16 protein-coding genes are annotated in these 18,647 nt (G+C 61.9%); 7 read left to right on the forward strand and 9 right to left on the reverse strand.

The window, feature by feature from the left end:
* Window positions 1-89: 89 nt before the first annotated feature.
* From B9Z01_RS22050 to B9Z01_RS22060, 3 genes are all read right to left on the reverse strand, one after another.
* Complete coding sequence (locus B9Z01_RS22050; protein ID WP_085486959.1) at window positions 90-1,136, reverse strand: LacI family DNA-binding transcriptional regulator; 1,047 nt, start codon at window positions 1,134-1,136, stop codon at window positions 90-92.
* A gap of 140 nt (window positions 1,137-1,276) precedes the next feature.
* Window positions 1,277-2,197 (reverse strand): aldose epimerase family protein, encoded by a 921-nt coding sequence (locus B9Z01_RS22055; protein ID WP_085486961.1) that lies wholly within the window; start codon window positions 2,195-2,197, stop codon window positions 1,277-1,279.
* Window positions 2,198-2,235: 38 nt separating this feature from the next.
* The gene (locus B9Z01_RS22060; protein ID WP_085486962.1) at window positions 2,236-3,507 is read right to left on the reverse strand and encodes a glucarate dehydratase family protein; all 1,272 of its coding nucleotides are present in this window, start codon (window positions 3,505-3,507) and stop codon (window positions 2,236-2,238) included.
* Between the two features lie 291 nt (window positions 3,508-3,798).
* On the opposite strand from B9Z01_RS22060, the gene B9Z01_RS22065 reads away from it, so the two are divergent.
* From B9Z01_RS22065 to B9Z01_RS22085, 5 genes are all read left to right on the forward strand, one after another.
* Window positions 3,799-4,551 (forward strand): SDR family NAD(P)-dependent oxidoreductase, encoded by a 753-nt coding sequence (locus B9Z01_RS22065; protein WP_167387546.1) that lies wholly within the window; start codon window positions 3,799-3,801, stop codon window positions 4,549-4,551.
* Between the two features lie 154 nt (window positions 4,552-4,705).
* Window positions 4,706-5,863, forward strand: a complete 1,158-nt coding sequence (locus B9Z01_RS22070) for an alginate lyase family protein (protein ID WP_085486966.1) — start codon at window positions 4,706-4,708, stop codon at window positions 5,861-5,863.
* A gap of 34 nt (window positions 5,864-5,897) precedes the next feature.
* Window positions 5,898-7,208, forward strand: coding sequence for an MFS transporter (locus tag B9Z01_RS22075; RefSeq protein ID WP_085486968.1), 1,311 nt, complete (start codon window positions 5,898-5,900; stop codon window positions 7,206-7,208).
* Between the two features lie 203 nt (window positions 7,209-7,411).
* Entirely contained in the window at window positions 7,412-8,608 is a 1,197-nt protein-coding gene (locus B9Z01_RS22080; protein WP_244196120.1) for a porin, read from the forward strand.
* A gap of 439 nt (window positions 8,609-9,047) precedes the next feature.
* On the forward strand, window positions 9,048-11,276 hold the full coding sequence (locus B9Z01_RS22085; RefSeq protein WP_085486972.1) for an NADP-dependent isocitrate dehydrogenase: 2,229 nt from the start codon (window positions 9,048-9,050) through the stop codon (window positions 11,274-11,276).
* A 209-nt stretch (window positions 11,277-11,485) separates the two neighbouring features.
* On the opposite strand, the gene B9Z01_RS22090 is transcribed toward B9Z01_RS22085, so the two are convergent.
* The 3 genes from B9Z01_RS22090 to B9Z01_RS22100 all read right to left on the reverse strand — a co-directional run bounded on the left by B9Z01_RS22090 (window position 11,486) and on the right by B9Z01_RS22100 (window position 13,349).
* Window positions 11,486-11,713 (reverse strand): hypothetical protein, encoded by a 228-nt coding sequence (locus tag B9Z01_RS22090; RefSeq protein ID WP_085486974.1) that lies wholly within the window; start codon window positions 11,711-11,713, stop codon window positions 11,486-11,488.
* Window positions 11,714-12,071: 358 nt separating this feature from the next.
* A complete protein-coding gene (locus B9Z01_RS22095; RefSeq protein ID WP_085487142.1) occupies window positions 12,072-12,611 on the reverse strand; it encodes a hypothetical protein in 540 nt (179 codons plus the stop codon).
* Window positions 12,612-12,935: 324 nt separating this feature from the next.
* The gene (locus B9Z01_RS22100) at window positions 12,936-13,349 is read right to left on the reverse strand and encodes a hypothetical protein (protein ID WP_143809025.1); all 414 of its coding nucleotides are present in this window, start codon (window positions 13,347-13,349) and stop codon (window positions 12,936-12,938) included.
* Window positions 13,350-14,291: 942 nt separating this feature from the next.
* On the opposite strand from B9Z01_RS22100, the gene B9Z01_RS22105 reads away from it, so the two are divergent.
* Window positions 14,292-15,470, forward strand: a complete 1,179-nt coding sequence (locus B9Z01_RS22105) for a TIGR03118 family protein (protein ID WP_085486977.1) — start codon at window positions 14,292-14,294, stop codon at window positions 15,468-15,470.
* A gap of 353 nt (window positions 15,471-15,823) precedes the next feature.
* Here the strand turns inward: B9Z01_RS22105 and B9Z01_RS22110 are convergent, their stop codons facing one another.
* The 3 genes from B9Z01_RS22110 to B9Z01_RS22120 form a co-directional block, all read right to left on the reverse strand.
* The gene (locus B9Z01_RS22110; protein WP_085486979.1) at window positions 15,824-16,024 is read right to left on the reverse strand and encodes a hypothetical protein; all 201 of its coding nucleotides are present in this window, start codon (window positions 16,022-16,024) and stop codon (window positions 15,824-15,826) included.
* A 259-nt stretch (window positions 16,025-16,283) separates the two neighbouring features.
* Window positions 16,284-16,883, reverse strand: coding sequence for an NADPH-dependent F420 reductase (locus B9Z01_RS22115; protein WP_085486980.1), 600 nt, complete (start codon window positions 16,881-16,883; stop codon window positions 16,284-16,286).
* Between the two features lie 103 nt (window positions 16,884-16,986).
* Complete coding sequence (locus B9Z01_RS22120) at window positions 16,987-17,721, reverse strand: SDR family NAD(P)-dependent oxidoreductase (protein WP_085486981.1); 735 nt, start codon at window positions 17,719-17,721, stop codon at window positions 16,987-16,989.
* Window positions 17,722-17,849: 128 nt separating this feature from the next.
* Between B9Z01_RS22120 and B9Z01_RS22125 the strand changes: the two genes are divergently transcribed.
* Window positions 17,850-18,428, forward strand: coding sequence for a TetR/AcrR family transcriptional regulator (locus tag B9Z01_RS22125; RefSeq protein ID WP_085486983.1), 579 nt, complete (start codon window positions 17,850-17,852; stop codon window positions 18,426-18,428).
* The last annotated feature ends 219 nt before the right edge of the window (window positions 18,429-18,647 follow it).

The raw sequence follows: 18,647 nt of genomic DNA on the forward strand, positions 1-18,647 counted from the left end.
GACAATCGTCCGCGGTCGACCGGCCGCGGACGATTTGGATCGAGCCGGATCATTCAGTACTGGACACCTGAGGCGCGCCTTTGCGTGCTTCAGGATTCCTGACGGACGTCCTTCGCGGCGGTGGAACCCGCCGCCACCGGCGCACCGCGCTTGATCGTCGATTCGCGCACGACCAGGTGCGGATCGAGCATCGCATAGCCGGTGTTTTCGTCGGCCTCGCCTCGCAGTTCGCCGAGCAGCTTCGTCATCGCGAGCTCGCCCATCTTCTCGCTCTGGAAATCCACCGAGGTGAGCGCCGGCGACGCGTACTCGCCATACGGCACATTGTCGAACCCCGCGACCGACACGTCTTGCGGCAACTGGAAGCCCAGTTCACGCGCTTCCTTGATGAATCCTAGCGCGATCAGGTCGTTGTAGCAGATCACGGCATCCGGGCGTTTCGGACCGAGCATGAGGCCCGAGCACGCACGCTCGCCCGCTGGGGCCGACGGACTCTGCGCGTCGTGGATATCGAGCGGCAGGCCGTATTCGTCGAGACAGGTGCGGATGCCGCGAATCCGCTCGTCGTTCCAGCGCGAGCGGCCAAAGCCGAGATAGGCGATATGCCGGTGGCCGAGCTTGACCAGGTGGTTCGCGAGTATGTAGCCCGCGAGATTGCCGTCGGTGCCGACGCTCGAGATCGGAAAGCGCAGGCTGCGGCCGAACAGCACGACGGGCTTGCCGAGATCGAGCAGCCATTGCACGGAATCGTCGGGCATGCGCGAGCTGACGATCATGCCGTCGACGCGTTGCGCGAGCGATTCGATCAGCGTTTTTTCACGCTCCTGGCTTTCTTCGGTATCGACGAGCAGCAGCGTGTAATCGTGTTGCAGGGCCACGCGGTTGGCGCCCTTCACGATGTTCGTGAAATGCGGATTGCGGATGTCGAGAATCGCGAGGCCGATGGTGCGGGTCTTGCCGGTAATCATCGAGCGGGCGAGCGGGTTCGACCGATAGCCGAGCTGTTCGATCGCCTCCTTGAGCCGCGCTTCGACGACCGGAGTAAAACGCTGTGTGCCATTCATGTACTTCGACACGGTCGCGACCGACACGCCTGCTGCTGCCGCGACGTCGCGAATGGTGGCACCCTTCTTCATCGGATGGGGTAACGTTTTCCAGTAATGTCCTGATCATAGCGGCAATCCCCGGCAGCGTAAAGGCGAGCGCCGCGCGCGAAAACGCTGCTGCGGAGCCGCCGCGGCATTTGCTGTCGTGGTCGCTACGCTTGCCATTGCGATTACTGCAATTGCAGGCGCATGTCGAATGTCGCCGGCACGTGTGGCCGCGCGACGTGATGAGCCGGATCGAGCCGGCCCGCGAGGTGAGTGCAAGGTTCGACGCAAAGAAAGCGCTCGCCGGCGCGGTGATGCACGACGAGATGGCGCGCTTGCGGGCTTGTCAGCGTGACGCGCCGGCCGGTGTCGGGATAGTCGATCACCGCGTGCGCGGCTGCGCCGGTTTCGCAGAACCATGTGAAGGTTTCGCGCGGCAACGCGTCGGGTTGCAAGTCGACGAGCAGCGGGCTCGCGACAGGTTCACGTCGCGCTGGAAGTCCTTTGCTGCTTTCGCTTGCATGCCATCTTGCCGTGACCTGCGCCGTTGCGTGAACCGCGCCGTTGAGCGCGAAGTAGGGATGAAAGCCGCAGCCTAGCGGCATCGGCCCGGCGGACTCGTTGAGCACGGCAAGGTGCAGCGAGATGCCTTGAGTGTCGAGTTCCACCGTGAGTTGCGCGCGATAGCTCCACGGCCATGCGGCAGTCGCGGCGAACGCATGCGTCATGACGCAGCGTGTCGCCGATGCGCTTTCAACCTGCCACATGCAGCGCAAGCCCCAACCGTGCAGCCACGCGGACGCATCGGGCGCGGCGACTTCGATGGCCGCATCGTTCCACGTGAGGGTATTGCGCGGGAATTTGTTGGCGAACGGCAGCATCGAAAAGCAGCCCGCGCGTTGCCAGCGATCGGGCTCGAAGCCGCACGGCTCGACCGGAACGAGATAGTCGAACGGCGCACCGTGAGCGCCGTGATGGCGCAGACAGCCGAGCCGCGCGCCGAGCGACGGATGCAGTTGCGCTTCGAGCGCGCCGCAAGCGAGCATCACGCGTGCACCGTCCGTGCCGCTACCACCGCCGTGGCCGATTGAAGAACCGTGCGGCATGTGTCACGCGGCTTGACGGATTGCGTGCGGGCGCAACATCAATAACGCGGCTTTTTCGCGATCCATTCGGGACGCAGCTTGCGCATTTGCGCGGCGTCGTTGCGCTGCGTAATGCCGCATTCCAGATAGCGCTCGTGCAGCGCGCGCAACGCGTCGCGGTCGAGTTCGACGCCGAGCCCCGGCGCATCGGTGAGCATCACGCAGCCGCCCTCGATCGCGATCTTGCCGCCTTTGAGAATCTCGTCCTCCTGCCACGGATAGTGCGTGTCGCACGCGTAGGTGAGGTTGGGCACCGCCGCGGCGAGATGCGACATCGCCATCAGGCTGATGCCGAGGTGCGAGTTCGAATGCATCGACAGGCCGAGGCCGAACGTGTCGCACATCGTCGCGAGCGTTTGCGTCGCGCGCAGGCCGCCCCAGTAGTGATGATCCGACAGCACGATCTGCACGCCGTTGAGCGCGATGTTGCGGCGGAATTCATCCATGCTCGTGACGACCATGTTGGTGGCGAGCGGCAGACCCGTTGCGCGATGCAGTTGCGCCATGCCCTCGAGGCCCGGCGTCGGATCCTCGTAATACTCGAGATCGCCTTCGAGCAGTTTGGCGATGCGGATCGACGTTTCGAGCGACCAGTTCGCGTTCGGGTCGATTCGCAGCGGATGATCCGGAAACGCGCGCTTGAGCGCCTTCAGGCTGGCGACCTCGATCTCCGGGTCGAGCGCGCCGGCCTTGAGCTTGATGCTGCCGAAACCATGGCGCTCGATCATCGTGCGCGCCTGCTCGACGATCTGCTCGGGGGTGAGCGCCTCGCCCCAGCTATCGGGCCGGTACGAAGGATCGACGTCGCTCGCGAGCTTGAAGAACAGGTACGCCGAAAACGGCACCTGGCGGCGCACCGCGCCACCTAGCAACTCATGCAGCGGCAAGCCGAGCGAGCGCGCCTGCAGATCGAGCAGCGCGACTTCGAACGCGCCGAAGATTTTCTGCTCCGCCTTGTCCAGTTGCGAGCCGGGCGCAAGATCGATCTCGACGGCGTTGGTTTGTGGCGCGCCGGCCGACAGCGCCGCGTGCACCTGCCGCGCCGCGCCGTTCAGATCGAACGGACTGAGTCCGCGCAGGCGGTCCTTGACCTGCAGCAGGCCGTCGAGCACAGGCTTGTCGCCATACGTTTCGCCAAGGCCGATGAGGCCGTTGTCGGCTTCGATCTCGATGATCGAGCGCAGCGCGAACGGTTCATGCACGCCGCTCGCATTGAGAAGCGGCGGGTCGCTGATGGCGATGGGTGTGACGCGGACGGAAACGATCTTCATGGGTGCGGATTCCTTCATCGATGGACGGCGCAGGCGCTTTCGCCCGACGCAAGGATAACGATTTCCTATTCTAGCCAACGAAAAAGCGCGAGTAAATACAGTCGAGCATAGCAAGCGCCGTGACTTTCCCGATGTCTACGCGTAAAACTGGTATTTTAGGCCTTTATCGGTATTTATCCTGATCCTGAAAAATAGGGAAACCGTTTGACTTGTCACGATATTGTCCATAAAGTTAAGGAAAACGTTTTCCCTGATATGGGCTTCCAAGCGATAATTCAACGGACAGGAACGATGCAGATTCAATTCGATTTCGGTGGGAAGGTCGTGGTGGTGACCGGCGCGAGCGGCGCCATCGGCATGGCGATCGCCCGGCACTTCCATCGTGCCGGGGCGCACGTGATCGCGGCGGGGCGGCGCGCGGACGCGCTCGAGACGCTCGCGGCGCAGCTCGGCGAGCGCTGCGAGATCGTGGCCGGCGATCTCGCGCGCGAGGAGCATCGGCAGGACATCGCCGCGCGCGCGCAACGGCGCGGCGGCCTCGACATTCTGATCAACAACGCCGGCATGACGCAGACAAAGGTGCCGTCGCTCGAAACCAGCCTCGACGATTTCGACCGCATCTTCGACGTGAACCTGCGCGCGACGTGGGCGTTGAGTCTCGACGCGATCCGCGGCTGGATCGCGCGCGAGCACCGGGGCGTGATCGTCAACGTGTCGTCGCCGGGCGCGCAGCGCGCGCATCGCAACAACGCGATCTACGACATGACGAAGGGCGGCATCGACGCGCTCACGCGTTGCCTCGCTACCGATTTCGGCCGCCACGGCATTCGCGTCAACGCGATCGCGCCTGCGCAGATTCCGCATTCGCACGTGCGCGAAGTCGATCCCGCGGCCGCGCGCGGACTGCCGCTGCCGCGTCACGCCGACCCCGACGAAGCGGCGGCGCCCGTGCTGTTTCTCGCATCGGATGCGGCGTCGTTCATCACCGGGCACGTGCTGCCTGTCGACGGCGGGCTGCTCGCGCAATTGCGCACGGTGGCCTGAGGTTTCGTCAGCGGGTTGGCCTGCATCGGAACCGGTCGCGTAGAGGAGTTTCGCCGTTGGGTGTGGATGTGAGCGTTGGCATTCGTTGCTGCTTCCAATCTTCTGATGCTGGTGTTCGGGACTGGTTTGAACGACTCGGTATGAACGACTCGGTATGAATGACGCAAGCAATCTACCTTTGGCATCGCGCCGCCGTTTGTTCGGTGCGCTTGCAGCGTGGCCGGCGTTCTGCGCGTTGAGTGCGGCAGGGGCGCTCGCGCCGCTGAACCGGGCATATGCGCAGAGCGCGGGTGCCGGTTCGCAAGCGGATTCGCGTCATTCCGCTACCTTCGTGCTGTCGTCTGCGGAGCGTGCGGCGCAGATCCGCGAACGCGTGCCGGCCGATCTCGCGGCGGCGCTGCGCAGCAAGGCACAAGCGACTCTCTCGCGTGCGCCGCGGCCGCGCGCCGTCGTTCACACGCAAGGCTTGCTGCCGCACGAGCAGGATCACGATGCGAGCCTGCTCGCGCGGGAGGACTGGCACGACACGCTGCTGCAGGCGCTCGCGTTCACGGTGAGCGCAGACGCGGGTCACACGGAGGTTCACGCGGACAAGGCGGTGGCCTATCTCGAAGCATGGCTGCCCATCTACGCGTCGTCGTCGAATCCCGTCGACGAAGCCGAACTGGTCGACCTGCTGTTCGGCTTCGACCTCGTGCAGGCGCGCCTGCCTGCCGTGACGCTCGGCGAGGCGCGCGCGCTCGGCCGGCGGATGGCGCAGGGCTATCTCGGCGAACGGCGCGTCGGTGATCCGAGCACGGGGCTCAACAACTGGCAGAGCCATCGCGTGAAGCTCGCAACGGCCGGTGCGTTTCTCGCGGGCGACGCCGCACTGATCGCAACTGCGCGTGAAGTCTTCTTCGCGCACGTGATCCGCAACATCGACGCGAACGGCGTGACTTACGATTTCGGTCAGCGCGACGCGATGCATTACGTCGTCTACGATCTGCAGCCGCTGATCGTCGCGGCGTCGATTGCGGCGGCTCACGGCGAGGACTGGTACGGCGCACCGCAGGCGCAGGGCCGGCTCGCCGCCGCGTTGCACTGGCTCGAACCGTACGCGGCGGGCAAACTGCCGCACGAAGAATTCGTGCACAGCAGCGTGCGTTTCGACGCCCGGCGGGCGGCGGCGCACGTCGAAGGCTATGCGGGGCCGTGGCGGCGCGGCGAGGCAGCGGACCTCTACTGGATGGCCGCCCGGCTCGACGCGCGCTTCGCGCCGCTGGCCGCTATGCTCGACCCACAATTAACGACGCGCGCGCTCTTCGCCTGAACCGGCGCGACGCACGGAGACACGAGGTAAGGACATGACTATCAAGGTAAAAGGGCTGCGCTGGTGGATGATCGGGCTGCTCACGCTCGGCACGATCACCAACTATCTCGCGCGCAGTTCGCTGAGCGTCGCCGCTCCCACGGTGATGCATCACCTGAATATTTCGACGCAACAGTACGGGTGGATCACGGGGGCGTTTCTCATCATGTATCCGATCGGCGCACCGCTGACCGGCTATCTGATGGATCGCATCGGCCTGCGCATGGGGTTTCTGCTGTGCGGCGTCCTGTGGTCGCTGATCTGCATGGCGCACGGATTCGCCGAGGGCTGGGTGGGCCTGCTCCTCCTGCGCGGTGCGCTCGGTCTCGTGGAGGCGGCCTTCATCCCGGGCGGCATGCGCGCCGCGACATACTGGTTCCCGGCACAGGAACGGGGCACGGCCGCCGGCGTGTTCAACCTCGGCACGTCGACGGGCGCGATTCTCGCGCCGCCGCTGATCGCGTGGTCGATCCTGCACTACGACTGGCACATCGCGTTCATGATCGTCGGTGCGTTTGGGTTGGCATGGGCCGTTTTGTGGCTGTTGTTGTACCGTCATCCGGACCGCCATCCGGCGTTGTCGAAAGAGGAGGCGGCCTATATCGACGCGACCCAGGAGCAGGCCGGGAGCCCCAGTCGGGCCGCCCACGCCGGCGAGGGCCAGCCGCCGAAGCTCTTCGAGATCCTGAAGCAACGCAATTTCTGGGGCATCGCACTGCCGCGTTTCTGCGCCGATCCGGTGTGGGGCACGCTCGGCTACTGGATGCCGCTCTATCTCTATCAGGCGCGCGGTTTCGACCTGAAGGCGATCGCGCTCACGGCGTGGCTGCCGTTCGTCGCCGCCGATCTCGGCTGCATGGTCGGTGGTCCGTTGTCGGCGTGGTTGAAGCGCCGTTTCGACGTGCCGCTCGTCAACGGCAAGCGGATCGCGTTCACGATGGCCGCCTGCCTGATGACGGGGATGGCCGGCGTCGGCTTCGTGCACAGCCCGGCGATGGCGGTGTTCCTGCTATGCCTCGGCGGCTTCGCGCATCAAACGTTGTCGATTACCGTGATCTCGATGTCCGCCGATCTGTTTCCGCGCCGCGAAGTCGGCACCGTCACGGGGCTCGCCGCGCTGGTGGCGGGGCTCGGCAACTTTGCGTTCACGATGACGATGGGCTGGTTCGTGGGCCGCGTGGGCTACGCGCCGTTCTTCGTCGCGCTCGGCTTCGGCGATCTGATCGGCGCGACGATCCTCTGGACGCTCGTGCGCCGCAACGAAACCCCGCAACCGGAAGCTTCGGCGCGGCAGGCACGGGCCTGAACCGCAGGTGACGCAGGTGGCGCGCGGCTGCCGATAAACACAACAGACACAACGCACGCCGCGCGCCGTTATCGGAGTAACTCACATGCAGGAGACGCAATGAGAACAATATATTTCGCAATACTAAATTCAGGATCACCTGAATCGATGAGCGAGATGCAGCAGACCATGAATCGGGTTGGAGTCTAATAAGGAAAAAAATGATGAAGCAAAAGGTTATTGGAGCTTGCCTGCTGTGTGCCGCAGGCGCGATTTCGTCAACGGCGATGGCGCAGTCCAGCGTCACCATGTATGGGCTGATCGATACTGGCATTGCCTATGTCAGTAATCAGAAGGGAAATTCGAATCTGGAGATGGTGCAAGGCGTCAAGAATGGCAGCCGGTTCGGATTCACGGGGCAGGAAGACCTGGGTGGCGGAACCCAGGCCATCTTCACCTTGGAAGGGGGCTTCAATAGCATTACCGGAGCGCAGGGCGCAACGGGATATATGTTCAATCGCCAGGCGTTCGTGGGGGTAGCCAACGAGACCTACGGAACGCTCACGGCAGGCCGTCAATACACGCCTTATTTTTATACGGTAGGCGCGTTGTCGGGACTGGGCGGCGGCAGCCCGCTCACGGGCTGGGCGGGCGCGCATCCTGGTGACATCGACGGCATGGATACGGGGCTTAGAATCAATAATTCCGTCATGTATACATCGCCTGACATAAGAGGTTTTCAGGCCAGAGCCATGTATGCGCTTGGCGGCGTCGCGGGCGATATATCGGCGGATCACGTGTACGGTGCGTCCTTGATGTACAGCAATGGTCCGTTCGAAGGCGCCGTTGGTTTCAACCAGATAAACAACAGCGGCAAGAATCTGCTGGCAAGCCCGACGTTGGGCAATTTCGCGAGCAGCGCGGTGAACAGCGGCTATATGTCCGCGCAAGACGCGCGGGTGATCGGCCTGTCGGCCCGCTACGCGTTCGGCAAACTGATGGTGGGCGTGAGCGGTTCCAACGTCAGCTATACGCCGGGCGCCGAGTCGCTATTTACGGACAAGGCGATATTCAATACCGCGGCGGTATTCACCGCCTATAAACTGGGTAATCTGCTTTTGGGCGCGGGCTATGCTTATACCCGCGCCACAGAGGCAAATGGCATCAAGGACGCCGCCAACTACAACCAGATTACCCTCGGGCAACTCTATTCGGTCTCAAAGCGGACGAGGTTGTATTTCCTCCAGGCCTATCAGCGGGCTGGCGGGCAAACCTTGTATGCGCCAGCGGTTTCGACGGGCACCCCTGCCGTGCCTGTCATTCAGGACGCGGTGGCGACCATCGGTGATGGACAAAACAGCACGCCGTCCTCGGGACGCAATCAGTTCACCATCGTGGCGGGGATTCAGCATACGTTTTAACCCGCCGGCATGGGCATGGCCTTGTAAAGCGCCGGAGCAGAGATCCATCGCCGTTCATGGCCGGGCGCATGGATCTTCGACCTCCGGCGTTTTTTATGGCAATTCCTGGCCAAACCGGTCAACACCCGATCGGGCGGCGGTCATCCTGCCCGGATGGAATCCGGTATACGCTCGAAGTCATCTATAAGATATCTGTCTTAAGACATAGGTAATCGGCCGCAAAGCCTTATCTGGCGGGGATTGACCTCTTTTGGCAGGGTCTGGGGACCTGTTTGTTTTGCAAGCGGATAGAGGAAAACACGCATATACTCACGGTCTGGCTGCAACACGAGGGCCGCGGGTTGCGTCGTGCCGCACTGCGCCGTAGCCGCCGCGCCGCGATCGCGCTGGCTCCGCATTGCCAACGCTCTGTCTATCACCTCTTAGCAAAGCATCAATCATGTCCACATCGCCGAAGATCATCTACACCCTGACCGACGAAGCGCCTGCTCTGGCGACATATTCGCTGCTGCCGATCGTCAAGGCGTTCACGCGCTCGTCCGACGTGCTCGTTGAAACGCGCGACATCTCGCTCGCCGGCCGGATCATTGCCGCATTTCCGGACTACCTGACCGCGGAACAGAAGGCTTCCGACGATCTGGCGGAGCTCGGTGGACTCACCACGCGCCCGGAAGCGAACATCGTCAAGCTGCCGAACATCAGCGCGTCGGTGCCGCAGCTCAAGGCCGCGATCACCGAGTTGCGCGACCAGGGCTACAAGCTGCCGGCTTACCCGGACGTTGCGACGACCGACGCCGAGAAGGACGTCAAGGCCCGCTACGACAAGATCAAGGGCAGCGCGGTCAACCCGGTGCTGCGCGAAGGCAACTCGGACCGCCGCGCGCCGCTGTCGGTGAAGAACTACGCGCGCAAGCATCCGCACAAGATGGGCGCATGGAGCGCGGATTCGAAGTCGCACGTCGCGCACATGAGCGGCGGCGATTTCTACGGTAGCGAAAAGTCGGCGCTGGTCGCGCAGGCCGGCAGCGTGAAGATCGAGCTGACGGCGGCCGACGGCACGAAGACGGTCCTGAAGGAAAAGACGCCGGTGCAGGCGGGCGAAATCATCGACGCGTCGGTGCTGAGCAAGAACGCGCTGCGCAGCTTCATCGAGGCGGAAATCGCCGATGCGAAGGCGAAGGGCGTACTGTTCTCGGTGCACCTGAAGGCCACGATGATGAAGGTCTCCGACCCGATCATCTTCGGTCACGTGGTGTCGGTGTTCTACAAGGACGTGCTCGCGAAGCACGCCGACGCGCTCGCGAAGATCGGCTTCAACCCGAACAACGGTATCGGCGACCTGTACGCGCGCCTGAAGGACCTGCCGGCTGAAACCGCCGCGGCGATCGAAGCCGACATCAAGGCGCAATACGAACAGCGTCCGCCGCTCGCGATGGTCAACTCGGACAAGGGCATCACGAGCCTGCACGTGCCGAGCGACGTGATCGTCGACGCATCGATGCCGGCCATGATCCGCGAGTCGGGCAAGATGTGGGGCGCCGACGGCGCGCTGCACGACGCGAAGGCCGTGATTCCGGACCGCTGCTACGCCGGCATCTACCAGGCGGTGATCGAAGACTGCAAGAAGCACGGCGCGTTCGACCCGGTCACGATGGGCACGGTGCCCAACGTCGGCCTGATGGCGCAAGCCGCCGAGGAATACGGTTCACACGACAAGACGTTCCAGATCCCGGCGAACGGCGTGGTCCGCGTGACCGACGAAGCCGGCGCGGTGCTGCTCGAGCAGCCGGTGGAGCAGGGCGACATTTTCCGTATGTGCCAGACCAAGGACGCGCCGGTTCGCGACTGGGTCAAGCTCGCGGTGAACCGCGCCCGCGCGTCCAACACGCCGGCCGTGTTCTGGCTCGACGCGGCGCGCGCGCACGACGCGCAGATCATCAAGAAGGTCGAGCAGTACCTGAAGGACCACGACACGAACGGTCTGGACATCCGCGTGATGACGCCGGTCGAAGCGGCGAAGTTCTCGGTCGAGCGCATCCGCGCGGGCAAGGACACGATCTCGGTCACCGGCAACGTGCTGCGCGACTACCTGACCGACCTGTTCCCGATCATGGAACTGGGCACGAGCGCGAAGATGCTCTCCATCGTTCCGCTGATGGCAGGCGGCGGCATGTTCGAAACCGGCGCGGGCGGTTCGGCGCCGAAGCACGTGCAGCAACTGGTCGAAGAAGGCTTCCTGCGTTGGGACTCGCTCGGCGAGTTCCTCGCGCTGGCTGCGTCGCTCGAACATTTGAGCACCGCGTATCACAACCCGAAGGCGCAGATTCTCGCGAAGACGCTCGACCAGGCGACCGGCAAGTTCCTCGACAACGACAAGTCGCCGGCGCGCAAGGTGGGCGGTATCGACAATCGCGGCAGCCACTTCTATCTCGCGATGTACTGGGCCGAAGCACTGGCCGCGCAAACCGAAGACGCGGCGCTGCAGGCGCAGTTCGCGGGCGTCGCGAAGGCGATGGCCGACAACGAGGCGAAGATCGTCGCTGAGTTGGGCGCGGCGCAGGGCAAGCCGGTGGATATCGGCGGCTACTACCGTCCGAACGTCGGTCTGACGAGCAAGGCGATGCGCCCGAGCGCGACGCTGAACGCGATCGTCGATTCGGTCGCCTGAGGCTGCGTTAGCGCGGGCGTTTGATGGCTGAGGTGGTGAGCGCTGCGGTGGCAACCGCGGTGGCCGCTCCGATGGCCGTCAAAGCCGCGCGGTAAGCACGCGAGCACGCGGCCCGGCCGCAAACAGGGCAGCAAGTACGACAATGGCGCTTTCGAGCGCCATTGTCGTTTCTGCTGTCACTGCTACGTCGCCATCGGCCATACCTGTCCTTACACGTGAACGATTTCCCAATCGGCGAGCTTTTCCGGGAATTCGAGCATCGACGTGTCGAGTTCGGACAGATGCTCGCAATTCAAGCCGCGCGCGAGGTCGTCGGCTGCCTGTTGCGGGCTCGGAAATTCACCGAGCGTTTCGTTGCCGTAGGTGGCCTCCCAGCCGTCCTGTCCCGGCAGAATGTAGAACGCTCCCTGCGTCGAACCAAAGCGAAAGCCTTTCATTTTTGTCTCCCAGTTGCCAATAAAAAACCGCGGTTCGTGACGGCTTCTTCGCAATCTGTGGGATTTGGGCGGGCCGTGTTTCTCTGCCCCCTCAAATCCGACTGCATGAAGCGCGTGCTCTTGTGAAAGAGTCTACGTCAGCGGGCAATCGGGCAAGCAGGCGTCAAACGGTTCTTTGCATTAAAAATTGTTGTTTAAAAACAATGAATTATGATCTTAATTTTGCGATGTGCAACGTTGGGCGACATTGCGAAATGACGAATTTGTGCCACGCACCACGACTTTTTACGAAGCAAGGCATTGTTTCGTATCGTGAAAATTGGGGGCCGCGCGATGCGTGAAATGTCGAGCAGCCGGGCTAACGCCGATGCGTTCCGCCGAACTCATGCATGCCGCCGAATCCCCTCATTCCACCCACTCCCCTCGTTCCATCCACTCCTCTCATTCCACTGAATCCACGCATACCGGCGCCGGGAAACGGGCCGTGGTGAAAGCCCGCTCCGATTGGCGCACCGAAATGACCGTGATCGAACTGATGGAAATGATGAAAGTGATGGAAGTGATGAAAGTGATCGACAAAGATCAAGCTCACCCCCGCGCCGATGAAAAACGGCGGCCCCCACCACCAGGGGTCGGGATAGGGATAGGCCGTAACCGGGTACCAAAGCACGCTACCGTCCGGGTTTTGCACGATCTGCCAGGTTCCGTCACTCTGCAGGCACGCCCGTCCGACGATTTGCTGCATCGTGCCATCGATTTCCGCGTCCCCGACAACCGCGCGGCAATTCGTGCCGCTGTCGGGCACGGATGACTCGTCGTATGTCTGCGCGAGCGCGAGTGCGGGCGCAGCAAAGCTGAGACAGACGAGCAATGTCCTGAAACGAAGCAGATTGTCCATGATGTACGGCCACATGAATTTCCGACATTTTCGACGTCGTGTCAGCGGCGTCACTCAGCACGTCGGTGTGCTTGCTCTGAATCACGCCCCTGGGGCCCCGAAGTGGCTTGCCGCTCGGGACGTGATCGCCTGATGAGTAAACGATGGAACTCACCGGTTTGTTCCCGCGCCGTGCGTTGACGTGGGCCGGTGTGAAGGGAGGTGTTCACGATCGGGGCGAGGCGCGGACTTGCGGCGCCAGCCCCTACCATTCACCTGATCGCCCCCAAAGGCCTGGCGTGCACGTGGATGATTGTGAAGGTACTGTCCGTTGTGTGATTCCGCTTATTTGTGCGCACCGCCCCCGTGCGATCCGCTCGCTCCCGACGACTGAAAGTCACTGCCGAAACCGCTTGAGTCGTGCCCACCGCCGTGGCCTTCGCCATGCGCTGCACCGTGCCCGCCGGCTGCCATGGCACCGCCATGATGAAAGCCCTGGTCATGGTCGCGATGAAAAGCGAAGTCATGGTCATGGTCATGATCATGGTGATGATCGCGAAAGCGGTCGATATCGACAAAGCCTCCTCCGTAAAGATACTCATAGCTGGCGCCGCAGTAATATTCGGCACCTGCAGGATTGGTCATCACGTACTCCTGATCACAGGAATTCATCGATGTGTCGTAAGGCGCCGTGGTACAGGCGGCCAGCATCGCGGCTGCAAATACCCCTGTCAAAGGGGGCAAGATCATGTGCTGCATGATAAGACCTCATCTAATGCGGCGGAACAGCTCCGTTAGAGATTTGGGCCTTGGCTGGGCTTGCGTGTCCGAGGGCGGTACAGGGGGAATTCTCTACCGCGTGTGACATGACGAGATCGCCAGAATCCTCAAGCTCCATACGTTCTCTTCGCCCCTGCGCGAGCAACGGCTTACGCTTCAAGGGGCAACTGGCCGATATCGCTCAACTCCCTGGTCCAGATCAGTCTGAACCAGGGCATTCCAGACATCTGGTGCCCGTAAGCAGACACCAAAGCGCGCGGTACGTCGCGCATACCAGTGTGTCGACTTCGTCGCGCACGCGCGATTGGTCGACGCAAAGGTGACGCACGATCATGCGCGGTCACGCGCGTCGATCGCAGTCGGGTCGCAATCCCATTCAGCGCACTTGCGTAGCGTCGCAGACGTGGACGTTACGAGATCGCTTCCGCTTTGAACTTCATGTGGCGCAGGCCGTCAAGCAAGCGAGCGCATCAATAGCCACCGCCACTTCCGTTCGAGTTGCTGCTCGAGCTGCTCGCGCCCGATGAATTCATGTCATTGTTGGACTTATCCGCACTAAACGACAGTGACGCAAAACCTAGCGCGACAATTGCGAATACGGCCGATATCAATCTGGAAACTTTCATGACGAATCCTCCCGAACGAGCCACGCCAGGAGCGACGCAGCGATGCATTGAATGAGCCAATCGCGCAACGCCAGCGGCGGATGCCGCTACGGCCTTGCATGCGATCCCTGACCAATAAACGCTCGCGACGTCTGCTTTATTCCAGAGCATTGAGTGCGTAAAACCCTCATGCCAGTTCAGCTATCGCAACTGCACGAAATCGTACGCGAAATAAGCCGTTCGTCGCCGGAATAAACCTCGCATCCTCCTCGTTCCAAAACCGTTACGTCCTTTGGACAGAACGAGGAGTGCAGTCATGAAGTCTCTACTCGACGTATTCGGTGTCGTAGCATGCGAAGCGGTCATCGCGACTCTCGTGTCATGCGGCGGCGGCTCCAGTTCCAGTTCGAACAATTCAAACTCGCCTGTCCAGTCGTCGTTCGCTGCGACGCCGCTCGTGTCGGATGGCGCGGTGTCCGCCGCGCACACCGACGCGAATCTGAAGAACCCTTGGGGTGTCGCCTTCAATCCGCAAGGCTTCGCCTGGGTCGCGGACAACGGCACCAATGTCGCGACGCTCTATGACGGCAACGGTGTGCCGCAATCGCTGGTCGTCACAATACCCGACGGCAAGAACGGTTCAGCGTCGCCTACTGGCATTGTCTTCAACGGCACACAAAGCTTCACCGTTACGGAAAACGGCAAGTCCGGCGTCGCTGCATTCATCTTCACTGGCGAAGGCGGCACCATCACGGCCTGGGCGCCCACCGTCGGGCCGACCAACGCGTTCGTTATGTACGACGATGGCACGGGCGGTGCCGTGTACAAGGGTCTCGCGCTCGCCACGATGAACGGCAACAACTTCCTTTACGCAACCGACTTCCATAACAACAAGATCGACGTTTTCAATACCAGCTTCGCCAAGGTCGCGATGTCTGGCAGCTTCACAGACCCGGCGATCCCGGCTGGCTTCGCACCGTTCGGCATTCAGGCGATCGGCTCGAATCTGTTCGTCACTTACGCGATGCAGGATGCAGCCAGGCACGACGATGTCGCGGGCGCGGGACTCGGCATGGTCGATGTGTACGACACGGCGGGCAACCTGAAGCAGCACTTCGCGACGGGCGGCCCGCTAAACGCGCCCTGGGGCATTGCGCAAGCGCCCGGTAACTTCGGCTCGATGAGCGGCGCGATACTGATTGGAAATTTCGGCGACGGCACGATCAACGCGTTCAATGCATCGAGCGGCCTGTCGATGGGGCCGCTCGATGAGGTGAACGGCAGTCCGATCATTGAGCACGGCGTGTGGGGCATTGCGTTCGGCAACGACCTTAGCAATCAGCCTTCCAATACGCTGTTCTTCGCGGCTGGGCCGAACAACGAAGCCAATGGCGTCTATGGAAGAATCGATCTGAATACGATGCCGAGCTCAGGCACGAACACGGGTTCGAGCACGGGCACAGGCACGAGCGGAGGGACGAGCATGGGTATGTAAACAGACCCTGGACTCTCGCGAAGCCGGTTAAGCAGATCGCCGATCCGAGATAACGGCAATGTTATCGAATCAATTATTTAGCTGCACCAGTGGACAGGATACGAGTCAATGCTTCGGCAATGGATAACGATGTTTACTTGATTTCAACGATCCACCTCGTCGGTTGCTTCACTATTTTTTGCACCCAAACATCCGGCGCTACGCGCAAACGTCATCAATCCCCATGTCACGAACTGGGCAGTTGTCGCCTCGTTCGCGCTGATGGGGCCTGACTGCAAAATGGTGCAGCGCTTGCACGTGCCTGGCGGCGTTGGTCAATGCAAGGGGCGCACAGGATTGTGCGACCCTTGCTATCAGCCGTGGTAGTAGCCGTCGGCCACGGAGTTTTGCAGCACCCCGTCGACATACACGCCGACGGGGTCGCCGTCGGCGGACGTGAGTATCGAACCACCGGACACGCCGGGGAGTTTCATTCGGCCGCCTTGAATCTCGGCCATCTTTTCGTGATCGAGTTCCACGAATTGGTCGAGATCGTGGATGTTCAACGTGTTCATGATGTGTCTCCTTGAGCAGGATGGTTGCAGAGGTGTCAAGCGGCCGGTCGCTTGCGGTACACCTTGCAGGTGTCATGCCATCCTGGTTTGGTTCGCACAAAGGCCTTCGCAGCGCGATGCGCGACGACACGAGTTGGGCTGCGGCCGTCAAGCGGGCACGCGATGTCGGCAAACAACTGACAGGTGGCCGCCTGCGTTGCGTTGCGCCAGCGGGTATCGGTTGTGACGACTATTGCCGCACGCTCTCGCGTCTGCGCGGCTATTTGAACTTGACGAGATCCTTGAAGATCAGTTCAGCCCAGGTGTTGCCCCTGGCCTGGACGAGCGAGCCGCCATCCTTGAGCGGTCCTAGCGCAATCGGCGCGAAGCCGAGTTGTTCGGCCAGAACCGCGACCGGCGCCACCGCATCTTTGTCATCGCTCGACAAAAACACGACGCGGCTGCCGCCGTTCACGTTCGGATCAGCGGCCAGAACGGCAGCGGGCAGATGGTTGAAGCCCTTTACGAACCTGGCGCCGGTAAACGCTTTGGCGACAACTGCGGACGACGGCTGACCTTGCAGGTCTTCAACGGGAACACCGAAAGCATTTGTCGTGTCGATGATCGTCTTGCCCTGCCAGGTTGTGATCTGCTTCGCGACTTCGCGATGTTCCCAAAACGGAACCGCCAGGAAGATCGTGTCTGAGGCGATCGCATCCCGTAGCGTCCTGGGGACAACGGTGGGGCCGATCGCTCGTGCCTGCTGCATCAACGTCTCGGGAGCGCGCCGGCTGGCGACGATCACATCGATGTTCTTTCTTGCAAACGCTCGGGCGAGCGCCTGGCCTACCGCGCCAAAGCCAATAATTGAATAGCTCATGCGAACTCTCCATCCAGTATTGATCAGGATTCCATATTTATCGGAACAATCCGGATCATCTTCGTCAAGTTGACAGGTCCCCTGCACGCTTTTCGGCGCGATTTCAGATGGCCGAGAAGCCGCCGTCGACAGACAACTCCACCCCATTCACGAAGCTCGAATCGTCTGAAGCAAGAAACAGCGCGACCGTCGCAATTTCCTCCGGACGACCCATCTTTCCCCGCGGGATCAGGGATTCGAACATCTGCTTCGCCTCCTCGGTGAGAACCTGGTCCTGCATCGGTGTGGCGATCGGCCCCGGGCTCAGCACGTTCACCCGGATATTCCTGCCCTTCAGTTCGTTAAGCCAGGCGCGTGCGAATGAGCGCAACGCCGCCTTGCTCGCCGAATACACGCCGTAACCAGGAAAACCTTTCACCGAAGCAACTGACCCGGTCATGAAGATCGATCCGCCATCGTTGAACAGCGGCAACGCCTTCTGAACCGCAAACAGCGTTCCGCGCGTATTCAGATCGAAGGTCGCATCGAAGTGCTGCTCGGTAATCTCTCCCAGAGGGACGGCTTCGCCCGTGCCAGCGCTCGCGAACAGGATGTCGATCTTGCCCTTTTCCCGCTTGACCGTATCGAACAGACGGTCGAGGTCGTCAAGATTGGCCGCGTCGCCGCGCACGCCGGTTACGTTCCGGCCAATCAGTTTGACGGCCTCGTCGAGCGCCTCCTGCCTCCGGCCTGTGATGAAAACATAGGCGCCTTCTTCAACGAACCGCTTGGCGCTCGCCAGCGCCATGCCGCTCGATCCGCCTGTGATGACTGCAACCTTATCCTCAAGCTTTCCCATGACTGCTCCTTTCGTGGTGTCGGACAGCGCTCCGGTTCCCATTTGCACAAAGGTGCTGTATCTTGTGGATCACTGATCCAGATGTGAATTCAATATACGGATCACTGATCCGATTGTCAAGGAAACCCGTGCGAGCCGACGCCAGAAAAAATTACAGCCACCTGCTTGCAGTCGCGCGTGAGGTCGTCACCGAGCATGGTGCCGATGCGTCCATGCGAGATATCGCCCGCCGGGCCGAGGTCGGGTTGGCCACACTGTTTCGCCATTTCCCGACGCGAGAAGCCTTGTTCGAAGCGTTGCTGCGTTCGAATCTGGACGCGCTGACACAGAAGGCAAGCGAGCTCGAATCGTCGAATCCACCTGACGAAGCGCTCGTGTCCTGGTTTCGCGAAGGGGTGGCATTCGTTCATAGCTATAGCGGCGTCGTCGCCTTGATGGCGAGCGCCCACGCGGACCCGGAGTCCGCGCTTCACGCTTCATGCTCAGCGGTGCACTCAGCGGGCGCGCGACTACTGCTGCGTGCTCAGGCCGAGGGAACGGCGCGCGCCGATATGGATGGGGTCGACCTGTTCGCCCTGATGTCGGCGCTCGGTTGGCTCGTCGACCAACCCTCATTCGCGCCACGGGCCGATCATCTCTTTCACGTTATTACGGGCGCCATCCTGACAAATCGGTCGAGCAACGATGTCGAGAAGGCAACGTGTTGAGTCAGATCGGCGATGAGAGGTTGGGGCGGCTGAGCTAGCGCACTACCCAGCGAGCGCACATGGCCGGGTGCCGCCTCGCACGATTGGCATACCTGTTTTGTCTTCGGACGGCTGCGATCGGCAGCACGCGACCCGACTTGGCGTTTCGGCCGGGATCAGCGAATGTCTGAGTCGGTGCAAATCCCTCGATGCAAATAGCCGCCACCGAAAAATGCAAAT

The sequence above is a fragment of the Paraburkholderia susongensis genome, assembly GCF_900177725.1.
In the GTDB taxonomy this organism is placed as follows: domain Bacteria; phylum Pseudomonadota; class Gammaproteobacteria; order Burkholderiales; family Burkholderiaceae; genus Paraburkholderia; species Paraburkholderia susongensis.